Below are 17,967 nucleotides of genomic sequence, written 5' to 3' on the forward strand. Positions count from 1 at the left end.
AATTGATTGTATTTTTTTATTTGAAGGAGAATGGATATGAACGAATTACAGCAGCAAATGCAATTTCTAATTGAGATTGATAAATTGAAGGCGGTTGAACGGCAGACCCGAATTATTCATGGTGATCGACGTGAAGCATTCCTGGCATCTCGCTATGATGGCTTTGATCTTGCAAGGTCACGCGAATCAGAATGTGGATCTGCTTAAAGTAATGAAGATGTTACTAGTTCACGATCTGGTAGAGATCGATGCGGGAGATACATTTGCATATGATACGGTGGGCTATACGGATAAATATGAGCGGGAAATTCAGGCCGCCAACCGATTGTTTGGCCTATTGCCACAGGCTCAGGCTGAAGAATTAATGAACCTATGGTTAGAGTTTGAAGCAAAAGAAACACCGGAAGCTGCCTTTGCTTCATCACTGGATCGTATGCAACCAGTTATTCATAATCATCAGAATAAAGGAGATACCTGGGTGAAGAACAACATTACTAGCGAACAGGTACTGAATAGAACATGTGAAATCGAGAGAGGCTCCGAGACGTTGTGGGCATACGTAAAGGAGATTGTTCAGGATTCTGTCGATCAAGGGATTTTGGCGAAGCCAGCATCCCAAGTTCTCTCGGAATAAATGTAGTCTTGGAAAGGAGTCTGTGTGTTGGTGTTTAAAGATTAAAGGGCTTTTGCTTTTGCTAAAAGCGCAAGGATAGTCTGGACTGGGTAACGATTGTTAGTTTGATGGGTTGAACCCTTGGAAGAAGCAAACATGAAAACAGGGGCGTTCAACTCATTACTGTGTTTCAAGACTGATTATGTATTAACGCTATCTGCAAACTACAATGTGATGGCTTTTCATGAGGCATTGGACGTATAACTCAAACCTCAAATTAAGGATGACTAGAGCTGTTAGACAGTAATTACTGGTTGGCCTTTTTTTTTGTGGTCGTTTTACGATGAGGGGAGCCGGGAGAACGCAGCGGCTTTAGGGGAGAAAACCTCGTACAAAAAACTGTTCTCCAACGACCTCCAAAAAACCATGTTTGAGCTGGTAGAGGCGGTAGACCTCGTATAACAAGCGAAGCTATGGATTTGGAACAATATGTTCCCATTTCCGATTGAAATTGTTCTTGTCTTTTAAGGAATACATATGTACAAAATACGAGTTTTGTGAAACAGTTAATTAAAAACTTTGCATCCACAGAATTTTTCTTTTATCATTTATCAACTCGCTCAGCTTACATGGATAAATGTGGCTTTTTATTATTATATACCTCGATATATTTTTAATTTCGTATGGATAAATATGTGATCTTACACACATTCTGATTGTCGTATCATACAACTCAGTTGTTATCCAAATATAATATGCACCCAGCTTTATTATGAGCGCATATTATATTTGATACATCTTCAGATTGTATCCTACGAATTTCTTCTGATTTTATCCTACGTCATTTTAATTTAATTCCCGTGTACCCAAAATTCAATAATGCTGTTCCAGGTATTTAATTCGTTTCCTTGCCCAACATAACGAATGAATTTGGCCTGAACCGGTTCAAATTCAAATGTTTCATAAGCAGCCTGTTTTTGGCTGGCCACTTCACTCAAAACTTTTTGGTAATTAATACCATCCGTTGATACTTCCAAATCGAAATAATTGGACCTCGTATGACCATTATAGAATTGAATGCTTACTTGCCCTACTTCGGTCTGTTGTTCAAGCTCCAACTGCAGGTATTGCCCCTTGCCATCAGCGGACCATCTGGAATCTGGATCACGGTCAATCGTATAAATCGGCAGATTGCCATCGTCTGCACTTGCCATAACCTTGGTTACGTTAGAGAACGGTCCTTCAGGTTCGGCCATAGGCTCTTTGACTTCAAATTTCTCACGAGCCTCGACAGTTACTCCATTAAAGATACAACTAACGACGACGTCCACAATCCCCGCTTTAACGGCATGAAATGTAGTTCCCTCTGTATATCCGATCGTCTCATCACTTGAAGTGTACGTGACAGGAACATCCAATTCTGCAATGTTTACGATCTCACCATTATCTAATGTTAGAAATGAGGATAATTCCCCGCTCGCGCCTGCGCTGATCGCATTACCTGCGACTCTCCAGCCGGGTACTGCTTTATTGGGACTTATGGAAATATTCTCTGGTAGTACCGGTGTATCCGCTACCTTAAAATTCACTCGCACGTTCTGGGTATGACCCCGATACGATACAGTGATCTCTCCAGTTCCATTGGTTCCTTGCGGTTGCTTAATTTTAACCTTGGCATCCTTCGCAAAAGCTTTTGCAGAGATGATCGGCGTTTCGGTTGTGCCATAAGGCAAAATATGAACGTAATCCGTTCTTAAGAACTGCATGCCCACTATGGCTTCACCATTGACCAACAGAGATTGAAGCCCCAGATGAACATCTTTGATACGCTTTTTACTCTGATCCTGATATAAACTTTGCGGGGATAAACGATCGCCCTCCCCAATGCCTTCCGCCATATCAAATGGCTGCGTATTCGCATCCGGAATGGAACCCACAATGTTAACGTTCACACCGGTGTCTTTTCCTTTTGTTCCAATGACATAACCATTTCCGAATTGTTCCGATTCTACAATAACGCCTGATTTACTAGGGTGTGCCGCCTGACCGGTTGTATTCCAGAACACACTTTCAGTGGTGACCACCCCATGACGATTCGTTTCTGATGATCCATAATCCCGTGTAATGGCAGAGATCCCATCCCCGTTAACCACCAGGTTGTCGATCAGGTTCGCCATGCTCAAGTACATATGAAAATCAGTTAATAATGAAGGTTTCTCAGAATACGAACCTTGCAGCACATTCCCGTTCGCAGAGAAGTTGGCATATGTGAAGCTATGTCTAGCTCCGATAGCCTTACTATTCTTAATGAGATTATCATTGCCTATAAATTGATATAAATAACCGTTTCCGTTCGCTCCACGATACTGCGGGTACTGCATGGTTACATGATCCACTGTGACGTTCTTCGTACGATCCAGAATAATACCCTTAGACAACAGATGATAATCTGTATTGCCAGCTGGTTTATAGGTGTTAATATTTCGAATCCAGCTGTTCGCCACTGCAATCACATTGACCGCTTTAGCATTATCGGCTTCATACCCAGCAGTTCCAACGACTTTGAAGTCATCTTCACCAAGACCCGACTTCGCATTTTGAATGTTTGCAATCGAGAAATCTTCCAAACCTACTTCGACAATTGGATCTGCGGTCTGACTAATCGTAATATCATCGCGCAGCTTCATTGGATAACGCGTCGGAATGTCTAGCGTGATCGTGTTATTCTCCGGATCTACGCCCACGATTTGGCGATAAAATAACGGTTCTACTTTACCGAGACGTGACGACCACTTGTTTTGCATGCCAAGCTCACGCAAGAAACCAGGCGTCGTTTCGAATGAAATGACGACGTAATCGTTCACCGCAAACCCGCTTGTATCCTCAACGGGCAGCAGGACGGTTGGATCGGTAACAGATTTGCGAAGCTTCGTAGAAATTCCGGATTTCTTCCAGTCTCCGCTCCCGATCCGGATAATATCCTTGTTTTTCATATTTTGCTGTGCATTATAGATATGAGTCTTGTTCATCCCGTCACCTTTCAGGACCACATGACTAGCAGGAATGTTCAATGAATAATCCTTGCCGTCCTGAGGGTTAACCTGATATGTACCCTTTGGGAGATACACAACACCGCCACCCCGCGTCACTGCAGCATCAATTGCCTTTTGAATAGCCTGCGTTGCATCTCGGCTCCCTGAAGGATCGGCAAAATACGGTGCTTTCGTAACGTCAATACGATTGTTTTTAGGGGCTTTAGGTAGTTCAGTTTCCCCGCGCCGATAACCGGCATACGAAAAGTCATGCAGAAACCTTCCCTGCTCATCTTTAAATCCTGGATACCAATCGTTTGGATAAAGTCTGCTTCTGCCATCCGTACCGAGAGACAGATGCCCATCGGTACGATTAATAGATGGCTGTGGTTCACCCTCTGAAGCTCGAACCTCATGGGTTCCGGGTACAGACAATCCAACAGCCAACGTAAATGCCAACAATAAAAAAGGCCACTTTCTACGCATGCTTTCGTTCTCCTCCTTTTGGATATCAGAGTATGTGAGCGGTTTCAGGAAACCCTATAGTCACCTCCGATCCTGCTCAAGCAAGAGTCATGTGCATGCCATCTCAGCATGTCATAACCGATTGTAGAGCACGAGGGAACGAAATTACATCAACAAAAACGACACTTCAATGCCTATTTTATACAATATAAGGATTTATTTAGAGGATACAGCGCGATTATATCGCTCTAACGCCTGCTGCTGAATCTCAATTGCACGATCAATCTGTAATGACTTAATTTGCTCGACATACGTATCGAAAGCATCCACCGGTTCAATACCAAAAATGATTTTAAGCGACATTTCATCCACCACTTTGTTCACTTCCTGCATGATGACTGACATTTCGGTGCTTTCCTTCTCCGTTTTGGGCAGTGTTGGCACCTGATGCAGAACTGCATCCGTGCCGGACCATAACTGCACCGCCTCTTTCTGCTCCGGCAAGCTATAATATTGCTCCATATATCGCGTATCCTGCACAAATGGACCGAAATAGCTCGCTCTGGTGTACATCGCAAGCGCTTGCGCTGGCGACCACTTGTCCGGGTTTTTCAAAATCGTTTCCGTATACGTCGGATACCCGTTCTGCATCTCAAAACTGACACCTTCGATGCCAAAGTTAAACAGCAAATGCCCCTCAGGCCCATACCCGTAATCCAGCATCCGTGCTGCTTCCTCTACATGACGGCTGTTACTGGAAATGGCGACTCCACTGGAACCGATAGCCGGAGCGAGTTGACCGAATTTCGGGCAATCTCCCTTATTCATGACGGGATATGGGGCTGGAACTAGACCAGCATCAGAATCTTCCTCCTGCAAGATGGGTAACCATGTGCCGATCCCCGCACCTGCGTTCCAGATACTCGCTCCGCTGCGTCCTGTTGTCATGTTGGTATCCTGAGTCTCCGAATCGACGGCAGCCAGATTCTTGTCAATCAGCCCTTCCGCATACCATTCACGAAACAAAGACAGAAAAGCCTTATATTCAGGTTCCTGTGCCCCAAACTTAATTTGGCCATCTTCCACGAAGAACCCCTTTTTAATGCCAAAAGCGCCAATAAAACCGCCGCCTTCAATACCAAACAACGGATTAGGAACACCGAGGAAAGTAAGTGGGGCGTCAGCCCCCTTTTTATCCTTAAATGCCTGAAGCACCGTATGCCATTCATCGATCGTGGTTGGCACCTCAAGTCCAAGCTCATCTAGCCAGTCTTTTCGGATAATTGGGCCCTGATAGGTTCGCAGCTTATCATCTCCCTGAATAAAAGGAAACGCGTAATAACTTCCGCTGGCTGTACGAATCTGCATATCAATGTCCGGATGCTCGGTTAGGTACTGTTTCAGATGAGGTGCGTATTGATCAATAACATCGTTTAATCGCAGAATATATCCGTCTTTAATCGCTTTCTCCGGCCCACCGGGATAATTGCTCCACTCGTATTCAATCATATCCGGCAGTTCTCCGGACGTAAGCAGCACATTAATCGCTTCTTTGGCCTGATTGGCGGGAGGCCGGATGAATTGAAGGTTGACTCCGGTTCTCCGCTGCCACTCCTGAAAAAAAGGAACTTCATTGAAGCTGGACTTAATGCTTGCTGCATTGCCATTCAATTCTGCCCAGTAGGTTAATTTCCCATCGTCATTGGGTGAAGCAATTGAGACGGTCTGGTAATCTGATGAGCCGGAACGTTCATCCAGCTTGGCATCCGAATCTGTCCCGTTCTGATCGCAAGCAGTCAGCATGCCAAGCAATAGGATGAATCCTGTCAACTTTGCTATGAATGCCAACTTCCTTTTTACGTTCATGTTCCGGTCTCCTTTCAAATCAATCAACTGATTTCTTTATATTTACCGGGGGTAATGCCTTCATATTTCTTGAATACCCGGATGAAAGTTGCTGCATCGTTATACCCGACCAATCGGGATATTTCTGTAATGGATTCCTGTTTATGCTCAATCATTTCTTTAGCCTGTCGGATACGACACTTATGAATACAGTCCAGCAGACCCTCACCAGTCTGATTCTTGAAGAGTTTGGACAAGTAACTGCCCTTAAGCTCAAAATGCTCACCAATCGCGTTGACGTTCAAATTCACGTCTGTATAGTTACTCTCAATATACTGTGTGACTTGGGTACTGAGATGACGCAGGGAATCCTCACGTTCTTGTGATACATTCGTTGCGCGCTTGTCAGCGGCATAGGAACATACCTCCTCAAGCAAGTCCTGCAATGCCTCCTGCATCTCCTGGATGGTATCCCCGGCAATAATGTCCTCAATCCGATGCGGGTATTGGGTTAGCGTATGGTTATCCCTGTCCCCCAGATCATTGATAGCCTTTATCATTGTACCTACCAGGTTAAAAATCAGGCAACGTGCAAGTGTGAGTGACATAATCGGTTTATCAAAATTTCGCTCTGTAATCTCGTTCATATAAGCACTGGCCTGGTCGGTATCTCCCGCTTTGATGAAATTAAGAAGCTGCTGTTCCACCTGAAGCGGATAATAGTAGCCAAACGGGTCATCCGCCATCGCATCGCTGCGTACATCCCCATAGGTAATGATGCCTTTCTTGCCAAGCACCATTTTGTATTCCATCGCGTCTACTGCTTCCTGGTATGCTTCGGCGATGCCAATCCACGACGTATGGCGTCCGCTGATGGAAATCGTCAATTCCATATCATAACGTTCCAGGAAGCGCTGCGCTTCTGCCGCAATATGATGAAGATCCTGGTTCCAATCCGAAGAATCCGCTTTCATATTTATAAGGCAGACCATCATATCATCAACTTCAGCCACATATCCGACGTGCTGACGCTCTGAAGCCAGTTCTTCAACCACATTGGAAATAATGAGATGGATTAGTTTGTTTCGTTCGTTGATATCAATTCCCGGCAGCTTTCCATACAGATTTTCTTCATTTTCGATTACGAATAGGATCACAGCAAATTCACTTGAATACAGCGGCATATGGAAGGAACGGAATGCATCTTCATAAGGCACAAGCGTATCCTGTTTGCCTTTCAGAAGCCGATTAATCATGTTGGAGCGCAGCACCTGCTGATGTTTCTGCAACTGCTGGGCAATCTCATTCTTTTCTGAACGTGTGTTCATGATGACCTTCTGAATAAACCGAAGTTCATTCCGATCAGCAGGTTCATTCTGACTATTTTTATCTTTTAGTGATTCCACGAGCTGTTGGATTGGGGAGTAATTCCGGCGCATGAAGAACCAGGTCAATACACCCGCACTTATGAGACTCACTACGATGCTGATATACGTAAAATTGCGGACATATACTGCCTTTTCCCAATACAGACTGCTGGGAATAATCAATGCGTACTTCAGATCGGATACCGCGGAGTCCATGTAAAACATCTCTGACTTGCCTACCGTCGCATTATCCAACTGGACCTGATTGCCATCCATGAATGGCTTTAATTCCTCCGATCCGGGACGATTGCTCATCAGAATCTCGTTATTCTGGTTCAGAATCAGCAGCGTGGCATCACTAAAACCTGAAATGCTCTCAATCGCTTCCTGGAATCTTCGCGTATCCGCCATGACGACAACCGTACCCGTCTCCTGACCATTCAAATCATCAGGCAGACGTGTAATGTACGCAATGGAAGACTCGTCCGGAGCGGCATTCTGATGTGGCAGAATGACGAATTGATTCGTTTCTGCACCCAGGATTTGATCCCGCCACGCTTCAAAAGACATTGCACCTGTATTATGTAGGGTATGAAATGCCGTACGCATATCCCGGATATTGCCTGAACGGAGAATGGATTGGTCTTTTTTCCACACGACGTAAAATTCATCGATGGACGCGTATGATGTTTTATAGAGACGAAGTTCCTTCACCAGCTGGTAAGCCGTATACGGGGCCTCTTTGGCCGGCTGATTGGAATACATCAAGGTTTGCAGATTCGGGCTCCACGTCATCTCCATGTTTAACCGTTTCATAAGATCAACTTGTGTATCAATCGTATATCGCATCTGCTTCAATAAGGAATCGTTGGCTCGATGTATTTCACTCTTCAATGTCTCATTCGCTTGCATGTAAATAACCAGACTGATCAGGATCGGCACAATCAAAACAGCACTGTATGAGACAAGCCAGGTCATAATGATGCTTTCTCGTTTTTGCCACAAATATCGAATGTTTAGCAACAGATCATCACCCAACTCTTCGTAGATTATCGATGTTTGGATCAGGAATTTATTATAACGGCAAGAGCGCGATTGGGATATAGATAAAAAGTTCAATTCGATTGACAAAAAGGGCAGCAAGCACCGATTCCCCCCGTTAAATCAAGCACAAATAGCCCGAAAAGACAACTTTCGTCTATCGGGCTATCTGGGCCAACACGCATATTTATCTCCATTCATTTTTGAAAAATGAGTCTATTTTAAAAATGTTCATAGATTGTTTTTTAGAAAATGCGATGCTGCCAACCGTTCAATTTGGCACTCGCCTCCACATAAAAGTAGTCCCCGTATATAAGAGAGACATTCACGTTCTGACCTGCCGGTTTGTGACCGGTCCCCTCCAGGAGGATGCCTTCATACTCAGGAAGATTCCAGCTTCCATAGTGATCCCGCAGGGAATTCAGGATACGTTTGGCAACAGCAGCATAGATCCTGCCCTCCACGTCAGAAAGTACATCTGCAAGCTCAAGCAGTCCCGAAGCTGCAATTGCACCCGCGGAGCTGTCCCGTGGAATCTCCTCCCCTTCTTCCGGCTCAGCACGGAAATCCCAATGCGGAACGCTATCCTCAGGCAGGCTGGAAATGAAGAAGTTCGCCACACGCTGTGCAGCATCCAGATATGCCGGGTCCTCTGTATATCGATACGTATTCGTTAATCCATATAAAGCCCATGCCGCTCCCCGACTCCACGCCGAATCCGGCGCTGCTCCCTGTCCTCCTATCGCTTCTGCCCGATCACCTGTTTCGGGATCAAAACGAATGATATGATGCACCGAGCCATCTTCCCGGACAAATTGCTTCATGACCATATCCGCATGAGCTTTGGCGATATGGCCGAAACGGGGATCTCCACTCTCCTCCAATGCCCAGAAGAGCAAGGACAGGTTCATCATGGTGTCAATTATCGACCAGCCCAGTTTGTCTCCATTCCAGGCCCGGATGAAGCTGCCTTTGGTATTGAAGCGGCCTGCCAGGAAGTTGGCAGCAAATAAGGCACGTCTAGCCACATCGGCATCTCCGGTTATCTTGTATTTAATAACGGCTGTGGGCAGGAACTGAAAGCCCACGTCGTGATCGAAGTAGTTATTTTCAAGAAAACGTTCCGAAAGCCGTTCATCCCAATTCCATGCAGCCTCTTTATATTTCTCATCACCCGTCATATCGTACACAATCCATAATATGCCCGGCCAGAATCCCGATGTCCACCAATCGATTCTCATGTCGTCATAGATGCCATTCGTGCCAGCGACATGCGGAGACTTCTGACCTATGGCCGCAAGCATCTGGTCAGCTTTGCTCTTGATCTGATCCCAGACGTCCTTGTTCACTTCATTTAATGCGCTCATGTAACATCATGCCTCCTCACCGCTTCTTCAATTCTCAGATTTAACCTTTCAATGAACCGACCATGACACCTTTCACGAAAAAGCGCTGCAAAAACGGATAGATGCACAGGATTGGTATCGTCGCTACCATTATGGTCGCATATTTGATGGTTTCCCCGATCTGGAAGCGATCTCCAGCCGATGCACCTGCCGACATGCTTTCCGTGGAATTGGCGATCAGAATCTCACGCAGCACCAATTGCAGTGGGAACAGCTCCCGACTTTTGATAAACACAGACGCATAGAACCATCCGTTCCACTTATCTACTGCGTAATAGAGAATCATCACGGCAATGACGGGCATGGACAACGGGATAATAATGCGGAACAAAATGGTAAAGTGATTGGCTCCATCTATCTTGGCCGATTCTTCGAGACTGTCCGGGATGCCCATAAACGACGTTCGCATGATGATCAGATTAAACGTGCTGATGGCAAAAGGCAGAATGGTCGACCACAATGTATCTAGCAGTCCAACGCCTTTTACCACCAGGTACAGTGGAATCAACCCGCCGCCGAAGAACATCGTGAACACGATAAAGAACATAAACACCTTGTTCCACATCACGTTTTTACGGGATAGCACATACGCACCAAGCGCAGTCATGAACAGGTTGACGATAACGCCGAACACAAGAATAAACAAAGTATTCCGGAAACCTGTGGCTATACCTGGATTGGCAAGTACGCTCTTGTATGCTTCCAGACTAAACCCGACCGGCTTCCACAGGAGACCCTTGTTTGCTAACAGCTGCGCTGAATCACTTAAGGACGCAAATAACACGTAGAGCAGCGGATACAAGGTGACGATGACAAGCAGAATTAGAAATGTATAATTCAAAATCGTAAAGATTCGGTCAAACCAACCGCTTTCCTTAATCAAAGTTACCACCTCACCATAAGCTGTTTTGACTCACTCTGCGGCTGATATAGTTCGCCGAAATCAGAAGAACGAGATTGATCACCGAGTTGAATAGACCGACTGCTGAGCTGTAACTCCATCCGAACTCCAACAATCCCTTTCGGTACACAAAGGAAGAGATTACGTCAGCCGTTTCATAGGTCACCGGATTATAAAGGAGAATGATTTTCTCAAACCCGACATTCAGCATATTACCCATCCGGAGAATGAACATGATTGTAATAATAGGCAGTAATCCGGGGAGCGTAATGTGGAACATTTGCTTGAGACGGCTCGCTCCGTCGATCTTCGCCGCTTCATACTGCTCCAGATCGATGCTCATTAACGCAGCGATATAGATAATCGATTCCCAACCAATCCGCTGCCATATTTCAGACAAGACATAGATCGGACGGAACAGCTCCGGCTTTTGCAGCATCGCCTGACCGTCATATCCGAGCATCATGATGAGACGGTTGATTAATCCATCTGCGTTTGTGAAGTCCGTAATAATACCGCATATGACGACGAGAGAGATGAAATAAGGCATATACGTTATCGTCTGAACGACCCGCTTGAACGTGCGCTTGCGTACTTCATTGATAAGCAGCGCCAGAATGATCGGCGCGGGGAATTCAAAGAGCAGCGTATACAAACTGATGAGAAGGGTGTTTTTCAAAACACGCAAGAAATAATAACTGTTGAAAAACTCTTCAAAGTGTTTCAGCCCAACCCAATCACTCCCCAAAATACCCTTCATCGGAGAATAATCTTTAAAGGCAATAATTGCGCCGTACATCGGACCGTAATGAAATATTAAATAATATCCAATAACGGGAATCATCATGATATACAAATACTTATTCATCTTGAAGTCCCGGACGAATCGGCTTCGGAAGGATTGACGATTGCTCATGATGTACCTTTTCACCTCTTTTCCATCGGGAGGGCTGTAGCCCTCCCCTTTTACAATTACCGGTTGTTGTAGCGTTCGAGTGCTGCTGTCTGGATTTCAATGGCGCGATCCAGATGTAACGACTTCATCTTCGCGACATAACTCTCGAATTGATCCACCGATTCGTTACCCAGAATGATCTTGATGGTCATCTCATCGACGAGTGTGTTGATATCATTCATAATGGTCGCGTATTCGGAACTCTCTTCAGGTGTAGGGGTGATTGAAGGCAGATTATATTTTGCGGCCTGTGTATTCTTCCATATATCAATGGCATCGCGCTGCGTCTGCAATGCAAAAAATTGCTCGGCATAACGTTTGTCTTGAACGAATGGACCGTTATAGCTGCTGCGGGCATATAGTGAAATCGCTTGTGCCGGAGCCAGTTTATCCGGATTCTTCAGCAGCAAATCCGTGAATTTCGGATAATCGCCCTCCATGTTATAGCTAACACCCTCTTCACCGAAATTGAAGAACATGTGCCCTTCCTCACTGTAGCCATAATCCAGCATGCGAACGGCAAGTTCCGGGTCCTTGGCTGCCGTCGTAATGGCAACGGTGCCTTCCGAGGCATAACCCTGGTTAAGCTGGCCGAATTTAGGAATATCACCTTTGTTAAGCACCGGATATGGTGCAGCGACCAGAACGGCATCCGGATCATTTGCTTCTACAAGCGGCTGCCATTTGCCGATGCCTCCGCCTGCGTTGCCGACACTGGCGCCAGTAGCACCCGAAGCGAGATTACCGTCAACGGATTTGGTATCCGCTGTCGAGATATTTTTATCAATCAAACCTTCTTTGTACCATTCCTGGAATAACGACAAGTATGCTTTGAACCCCTCTTCCGCCGGACCAAATTTCACCTGTCCGTCTTCCTGATAGAATCCGCGGTTTACACCGAAGGCGCCGAGGAAAGCACCATTCCCGGAATCGTTAAAGAATCGTGGCTTACTTACGACAGAGAACGGAGCGGCAGCGCCTTTTTTCTCTTTGAAAGCTCGCAGGGTTGTTGTCCATTCATCAATCGTTTCCGGGACCGGCAGTCCCAGCTCATCCAGCCAATCCTTACGAATGATTGGACCCTGGAAGACACGAAGATACTCATCTCCCCGAACGAACGGGAATACATAGTAGCTGCCATTGTCCGTCTTGACCATCTTGTCGATGTCCGGATTCTCCTGCAAGTATTTCTTCAGGTTTGGCGCATACTGGTCAATCAGATCGTTCAGCTTGAGAATGTAACCATCGTTGATGGCTTTCTCCGGTCCACCGGGGAAATCTCCGATGAAATTGTACTCCAGCATGTCTGGCAAATCACCGGATGCCAGCATCACGTTAAAGGATTCTCTGACCTGACCTGTCGGTGGTGCCGTGAACTTGAGGGGTACGCCGGTTTTTTCCTGCCATTTTTGAAAGAATGGAATTTCGCTATGCGAATTTTTGACCCCAATCAGGTTTCCGTTAATTTCACCCCAATACGTAAGCGTCTTATCCGTTTGAATCGGATAGGTTGTTGCTTCCGTTGATCCGCTCGGTGTCCCTTTATGGGTATCGCCCGCTGTACTGTCTCCGGATGAACACCCCAGGATCGTCGTGCCTAATAACAGGATCATCAAACTCGTAGATAACACTTTTCTTCTCATGGACCTTATCCTCCACCTTTTGGGAATGTCTGTGCTCTACCTCAGATTAAGGGTGAGGGCATCGTAGCGATATTCGCAAAAGATGAAATGACATGTTGATTTCGTCAAAACCAAATGATCATTTAGCCAAAGCGATAAACAAATTCTCTATCTCCTCATCTGCAATTTCTTGAATTAGCTGTGCTGGCGCGGGTTTGTGACTGTTCTTCAGACATCACAAAAAAACAGACCATGAACATCGTTCATGGTCTGTAACGTGGGTGAATATGAGTTGATTGAAATATAAGGGAATATTGCGTCAGAGCTCGAATTCTCATTTTCAGTCCCATACGACTTCTGTACCTGCAATAAAATCATGTATTGCACGTTTGTCTTCACGTACTGCCACCATAATGACACTTACAATGAAACCAATGCCCAACGTTATGGCATACACAATTCCTGCCACAACAACTCGCATCAACATGGCTCCAATGCCAGGGGGCTCATGTGTATCGTATTTTCGAATTCGAATTCCGCAGATGCGTTTTCCTATCGTTCTACCGTACCAGAATACTGGCACCGAGCCTTATCCAAAAACCTGCTTTATACATAATGTTTCCTCCAAACTTTCTTTACTACAAAGACTAATAAATACGTTATTTCTAACTCCTTTCATTCTGTTGTATTAACTCAACATGGGTTGAGAAACCCAAGGCGAAGCGGTATTCACCATCACCTATCTGGGTGTATATACTATTCATATCACTGCCGCATTACACCATTGAAACCAAGTCAAACACATTTCATTTGAAGTCCGGCATGGAACACCTTAGGTATTATCATACGTTATAGATGTTTTATTCAATTTATGACAAAGGAGGATGAAGCACATGTATAGATTCAAGTACTATGGAGATCCACAGGACTATGCCTTATCCACAGCTCCGCAATATTATGGGAATAGAGATGCACAACGCACGGAAACTTTGGGATTACCGAATTATGTGATGTACACAGTAGCTGTGGAGCCCAAATTCACAGAGCTATTATTCCAACACATAGGGTTAAAGATTGTCATCACGACAACTGTCGGCAAATTGGTAGGCACTCTGGATGATGTTTCCACTGATCACGTAACTCTTGATGTTCTTGGAAAAAAGCATCACATTCGATTATGTGAAATCGTTTATTTTGAAATAGCAAAAGAGTCATCACTCTGATGCAGTAAACCGTACCCTGTAGTTAGACACTTCATAAAAGTCTCTTTATGGGGTACTTTTGTGGTATAGAGCAAAAAAATGTTTATAATATGCGAGGTAAAGCCGCTTTCATCCACCCCTATGTGAAGTCTGTTCGTGGCTTCACTAAGATGAAACATTTCATTTAAGCATGAAAAGCTTTCCAGAATGAGCCCTCTGTATTAATGATATCCTTGATTTGGGCAAAAGGAATTGTAAATGTCGGAAATCCCGCCACGTAAGGAGCGATTTCATAAGGGCTAAAATATAGATGCAGTGCATCCGCTGTAACAAAAAACGGCTGATCCGGGCTGATTCCCTCATACGTGTCCGGAAAAACATAAGAGTACTGCGGATCATTCTTGATCTGATCACCTACAATTTGGCTGAGTACCTTTACATAATTACTATTCGGTTTAAACAAATCCTTGAGTTCATACATCTGGCCGCTGCTCAGATTAATGATCGCATAGATCATCGTAGGCATCCCATGTGCTGCACCAGCTGGGTAGTTATAACCCGTGAGTTTGAGTTGAAGCAGTTGCTGCTGATAGAACGTAATATCAAAATCCCCTGTGTACGTGTAATCCAGCTTCTGATCGGCAGGGATTGGCTTCACTTGGGATAGCGCCTTTAACTTGGCATTTACTGCAAGCTGGGCGGCTTGATCCGTTAACCCTTCCACCTGGGGGTAATACACGAGATAGTCCGGGTTGGGTTTATATTTCTCTTCACGTACACGGTACGGCGGGTGGAGTGGAACGATCGTATTTTGCCGCCAAATGATCTGCCCCGCCCGGTTTACATAGGATACACGCTGGTCCACATACGCCTTAATCAAATCTGGAGCGACTACCTCTAATGTACCTGAACCTTCAACCAGGGGAAATCCAGATGCAGGTCGCCCGCTCAGATCCAGAAAGAATGTTTGCGTTCCATTCGTTGCTGAAGCCAGCCCTCCCTTGTAATTCGATACATCCGTATATACAAAATCCGTAAGCCTTCTACCGCTTTCATCCGCAATTGCATAGACCGAACCCAAAAAAGACTGTTTGGGGTCAATCGCTTGCCCCAGTGCCAGCCGATGCTCTCCCAGATCCCGAATATCATTGTAGGCCGGTTGGATGACGAATGTGCCCTGTGTATTAATAACGCCATAGATGGAGTTGTAATCCTCAGCTGTATTCACGATAGCGTGACCACCACTGAACGGAAATGCCGAGGTGAAGCTCGGCTGAATTCGGATATGACCACTTTCGTCGATATACCCGTATTTACCCGATGTCTCTTGTTGAAATGCAAGTAATCCGTCACCCAGAGGTCCTACATAGGCATACGGATACGTCGCCAATTGCTGACCATTTCGGTTGATTAACGCAAATTCATGTTCCTTGATCTGCACAACGGCCTTGCCATCCTGAAAATCGTTCGCTGAAGCGAACTGAGCCCGAATTACCTCATTTCCAGAGGTGTCCAAATAACCGTAACGACTGATCTCACCGCCTGACTGATTGTTGTCTGAAAGGTAAAACAGCGCTCGGCCGTCCTTCACATTGGCAATAAACGGATACGCCCGCTTGGTAAGAACTGTGCCTTGTTCATCAATCATCTTGAACCCTTGGGAATCGATAACGATGGCCCGGCCTTCTGCAAAAGAGTTAATGGAATCGTATACAGGTTGAACGACAAATTGGCCGTTAAGATTGATGACCCCAGCCTTCCCGTCTATGATCACAACAGCAAGCCCGTTGGACTGAAAGTTCTGGGCATCGTCAAGTATTGGTTCAAGTCGAATACGACCTTGGGCATCCATATAACCCCACCGGGTTCCAGTTGTTGTTCTAACCGAGATGGGAAATAACCACGTCGTTTCATGTGCATGACCCTCTGTGCCCAAGGTCTGCCTAATCTTCTTTTCCAGTTCAAGCAGAACTTCCCGTGAAGGGTATGGGGCATTGAAGCTTAATGCTTTTTGAACAGAAACGAGTGCAGCAGGAAATAATCCGGCTTTATACTGCGCGTCCGCAAGATAGTACCAATAGAAAGTATAATCTGGATGTTGTTCTGCCAATTGTTCGTAATACTGTACGACCTTAGGAAAGTAATACGGGTATACATCTGTTGCTTGAACCCATTTCCCATTCTGCCAGCGGATGATCTCGACCCGATAAGCTTCACCTGTGTCATGAATCCAGAGTGCAATCTCCACTTTGCCATCTCTGCCGTGGTGACCGGGCATATCAATGATTTCCGCATGGCTGTAATACAAATCTTCTGGTGCCAGATCTGTCAGTCCTGATTCCGTCCAATCGTATACAGCCAGCTTCGACCAGATCGCACCGATCTGCCAACCCACAATGAGATTATTTCTCGCCGTGGATGTCACAGATGCCGCTGTCAGCAAAGTAACACCATATCCCAAACCCTTGGTCAAAGACATCTTGATCCAGTGACCCTGGTAAAATTTCAGAACAAGCAGCATTAATTCTCCGCCTTGCTGATATACGGCTGCGATCTCCGGCATTCCGTCTCCCGTCAGATCTGAAGCGTAAATAGCCGGATGTTTGACCGGTTTATCAATGGTGACGACAGTCGCGCCAGCCGGGATATGTTGATTGACAATTTGTGTTAACAGAGGTTCGCTCATAGACATGTCTATTTCCTCCTTAAGACAGCATTCGCCTAATGTATGGATATGCATCCTAAGTGGGGATATGACTTCGGAGCGAATATAACCGTTAACTTCGAAAAGTTGAAGATCTTTGTTTTAACGGTACCCGGCCGTCTCAGTCGTCCCTTTCATTTGCGGGTAAGCACTAACAAACCTGAGACACGTTATTTAGAGGTTTGATGTGCTTTTAGAAAACGAAGGAACTTGAGGCACGCTATATCGTAAAGTCGGAGTCATCTTCCGCGTTTATCCAGGATAATTTTGGGAATAAGGTGACTGGTGTTCCTTACGTTTGAAAAAGTATATTTGGAGTCCAAATAAGACGTCCTAGGTTCCTTAGAAAATCGTCTGGCCTTTTCACCTGGATAAACTAGCTTGTACTTCAAGAAGTATTGAATATCGGCAATGGCCTTGTGCTTCGCTATGGTTGCCAAATAATTTTTCAAACTACTGCGCTCCGGCTGGAAAGAAAGTGGATTTTGCCAAAATGCAAAAAAGGTGTCTGCCACACATTCTTCAATTTCTTCAGATGAGGCATTATGTAATATGGAATAAACAATTTTCCACAACAATCCGGCATACTGATTCATCACCCATTCCATGGCTTCATGGTCACGCCTTGCAACTGCTTTCCTGATCTGATCTTCCTTCATGCTTACCCTCCCTTCCATATAGAGTGATATACGAGTTAGTAAGCTACGGATATCTCCATTAAAACGTTACTCTATAGTAGATTCGATCCAAAAACCCAATTTACTCAATACATATAAAAAAGAATTGCAGAGGCGTACGCTTCTGCAATTCTTTA

12 protein-coding genes and 1 pseudogene are annotated in these 17,967 nt (G+C 45.3%); 3 read left to right on the forward strand and 10 right to left on the reverse strand.

The window, feature by feature from the left end; translation table 11 throughout:
* The first annotated feature begins 36 nt into the window (after nt 1-36).
* Nucleotides 37-207 carry a hypothetical protein gene (locus ACFTRD_RS15205; RefSeq protein ID WP_379381484.1) on the forward strand — a complete coding sequence of 57 codons (171 nt, stop codon included), beginning with the start codon at nt 37-39 and terminating at the stop codon, nt 205-207.
* Nucleotides 158-634 (forward strand): HD domain-containing protein, encoded by a 477-nt coding sequence (locus tag ACFTRD_RS15210; RefSeq protein ID WP_379383055.1) that lies wholly within the window; start codon nt 158-160, stop codon nt 632-634. The genes ACFTRD_RS15205 and ACFTRD_RS15210 overlap by 50 nt, the downstream gene beginning before the upstream one ends.
* A gap of 830 nt (nt 635-1,464) precedes the next feature.
* On the opposite strand, the gene ACFTRD_RS15215 is transcribed toward ACFTRD_RS15210, so the two are convergent.
* The 8 genes and pseudogenes from ACFTRD_RS15215 to ACFTRD_RS15250 all read right to left on the reverse strand — a co-directional run.
* Nucleotides 1,465-4,131 carry a discoidin domain-containing protein gene (locus ACFTRD_RS15215; protein ID WP_379381486.1) on the reverse strand — a complete coding sequence of 889 codons (2,667 nt, stop codon included), beginning with the start codon at nt 4,129-4,131 and terminating at the stop codon, nt 1,465-1,467.
* Nucleotides 4,132-4,326: 195 nt separating this feature from the next.
* Complete coding sequence (locus tag ACFTRD_RS15220; protein ID WP_379381488.1) at nt 4,327-5,976, reverse strand: extracellular solute-binding protein; 1,650 nt, start codon at nt 5,974-5,976, stop codon at nt 4,327-4,329.
* Between the two features lie 23 nt (nt 5,977-5,999).
* Nucleotides 6,000-8,300: a helix-turn-helix domain-containing protein gene (locus ACFTRD_RS15225; RefSeq protein ID WP_379381490.1), complete on the reverse strand. Its 2,301-nt coding sequence runs from the start codon at nt 8,298-8,300 to the stop codon at nt 6,000-6,002.
* Between the two features lie 308 nt (nt 8,301-8,608).
* Entirely contained in the window at nt 8,609-9,730 is a 1,122-nt protein-coding gene (locus ACFTRD_RS15230; protein WP_379381492.1) for a glycoside hydrolase family 88 protein, read from the reverse strand.
* 40 nt (nt 9,731-9,770) lie between these two features.
* Nucleotides 9,771-10,652 carry a carbohydrate ABC transporter permease gene (locus ACFTRD_RS15235; protein ID WP_024631936.1) on the reverse strand — a complete coding sequence of 294 codons (882 nt, stop codon included), beginning with the start codon at nt 10,650-10,652 and terminating at the stop codon, nt 9,771-9,773.
* Nucleotides 10,653-10,662: 10 nt separating this feature from the next.
* Nucleotides 10,663-11,586 (reverse strand): ABC transporter permease, encoded by a 924-nt coding sequence (locus ACFTRD_RS15240; RefSeq protein WP_379381495.1) that lies wholly within the window; start codon nt 11,584-11,586, stop codon nt 10,663-10,665.
* 56 nt (nt 11,587-11,642) lie between these two features.
* Nucleotides 11,643-13,268, reverse strand: coding sequence for an extracellular solute-binding protein (locus ACFTRD_RS15245; protein ID WP_379381497.1), 1,626 nt, complete (start codon nt 13,266-13,268; stop codon nt 11,643-11,645).
* A gap of 319 nt (nt 13,269-13,587) precedes the next feature.
* Nucleotides 13,588-13,830, reverse strand: a pseudogene (locus ACFTRD_RS15250) (RDD family protein); the annotation flags it as partial.
* A gap of 310 nt (nt 13,831-14,140) precedes the next feature.
* Between ACFTRD_RS15250 and ACFTRD_RS15255 the strand changes: the two are divergent.
* Nucleotides 14,141-14,470, forward strand: a complete 330-nt coding sequence (locus ACFTRD_RS15255; protein ID WP_379381499.1) for a DUF2642 domain-containing protein — start codon at nt 14,141-14,143, stop codon at nt 14,468-14,470.
* A 163-nt stretch (nt 14,471-14,633) separates the two neighbouring features.
* Here the strand turns inward: ACFTRD_RS15255 and ACFTRD_RS15260 are convergent, their stop codons facing one another.
* Complete coding sequence (locus ACFTRD_RS15260; protein WP_379381501.1) at nt 14,634-17,141, reverse strand: WG repeat-containing protein; 2,508 nt, start codon at nt 17,139-17,141, stop codon at nt 14,634-14,636.
* Nucleotides 17,142-17,392: 251 nt separating this feature from the next.
* Nucleotides 17,393-17,812, reverse strand: a complete 420-nt coding sequence (locus ACFTRD_RS15265) for a sigma factor (protein WP_379381503.1) — start codon at nt 17,810-17,812, stop codon at nt 17,393-17,395.
* Between the last annotated feature and the right edge of the window lie 155 nt (nt 17,813-17,967).

This window comes from Paenibacillus sp. NPDC056933 (genome assembly GCF_042674385.1).
Lineage (GTDB): Bacteria > Bacillota > Bacilli > Paenibacillales > Paenibacillaceae > Paenibacillus.

Bases quoted from the DNA above. Each gene is read 5' to 3' on its own strand.
- ACFTRD_RS15205 (WP_379381484.1), top strand. From the start codon at position 37: ATGAACGAATTACAGCAGCAAATGCAATTTCTAATTGAGATTGATAAA.
- ACFTRD_RS15210 (WP_379383055.1), top strand. From the start codon at position 158: ATGGCTTTGATCTTGCAAGGTCACGCGAATCAGAATGTGGATCTGCTT.
- ACFTRD_RS15215 (WP_379381486.1), bottom strand. From the start codon at position 4,131: ATGCGTAGAAAGTGGCCTTTTTTATTGTTGGCATTTACGTTGGCTGTT.
- ACFTRD_RS15220 (WP_379381488.1), bottom strand. From the start codon at position 5,976: ATGAACGTAAAAAGGAAGTTGGCATTCATAGCAAAGTTGACAGGATTC.
- ACFTRD_RS15225 (WP_379381490.1), bottom strand. From the start codon at position 8,300: ATGACCTGGCTTGTCTCATACAGTGCTGTTTTGATTGTGCCGATCCTG.
- ACFTRD_RS15230 (WP_379381492.1), bottom strand. From the start codon at position 9,730: ATGAGCGCATTAAATGAAGTGAACAAGGACGTCTGGGATCAGATCAAG.
- ACFTRD_RS15240 (WP_379381495.1), bottom strand. From the start codon at position 11,586: ATGAGCAATCGTCAATCCTTCCGAAGCCGATTCGTCCGGGACTTCAAG.
- ACFTRD_RS15245 (WP_379381497.1), bottom strand. From the start codon at position 13,268: ATGAGAAGAAAAGTGTTATCTACGAGTTTGATGATCCTGTTATTAGGC.
- ACFTRD_RS15255 (WP_379381499.1), top strand. From the start codon at position 14,141: ATGTATAGATTCAAGTACTATGGAGATCCACAGGACTATGCCTTATCC.
- ACFTRD_RS15260 (WP_379381501.1), bottom strand. From the start codon at position 17,141: ATGTCTATGAGCGAACCTCTGTTAACACAAATTGTCAATCAACATATC.
- ACFTRD_RS15265 (WP_379381503.1), bottom strand. From the start codon at position 17,812: ATGAAGGAAGATCAGATCAGGAAAGCAGTTGCAAGGCGTGACCATGAA.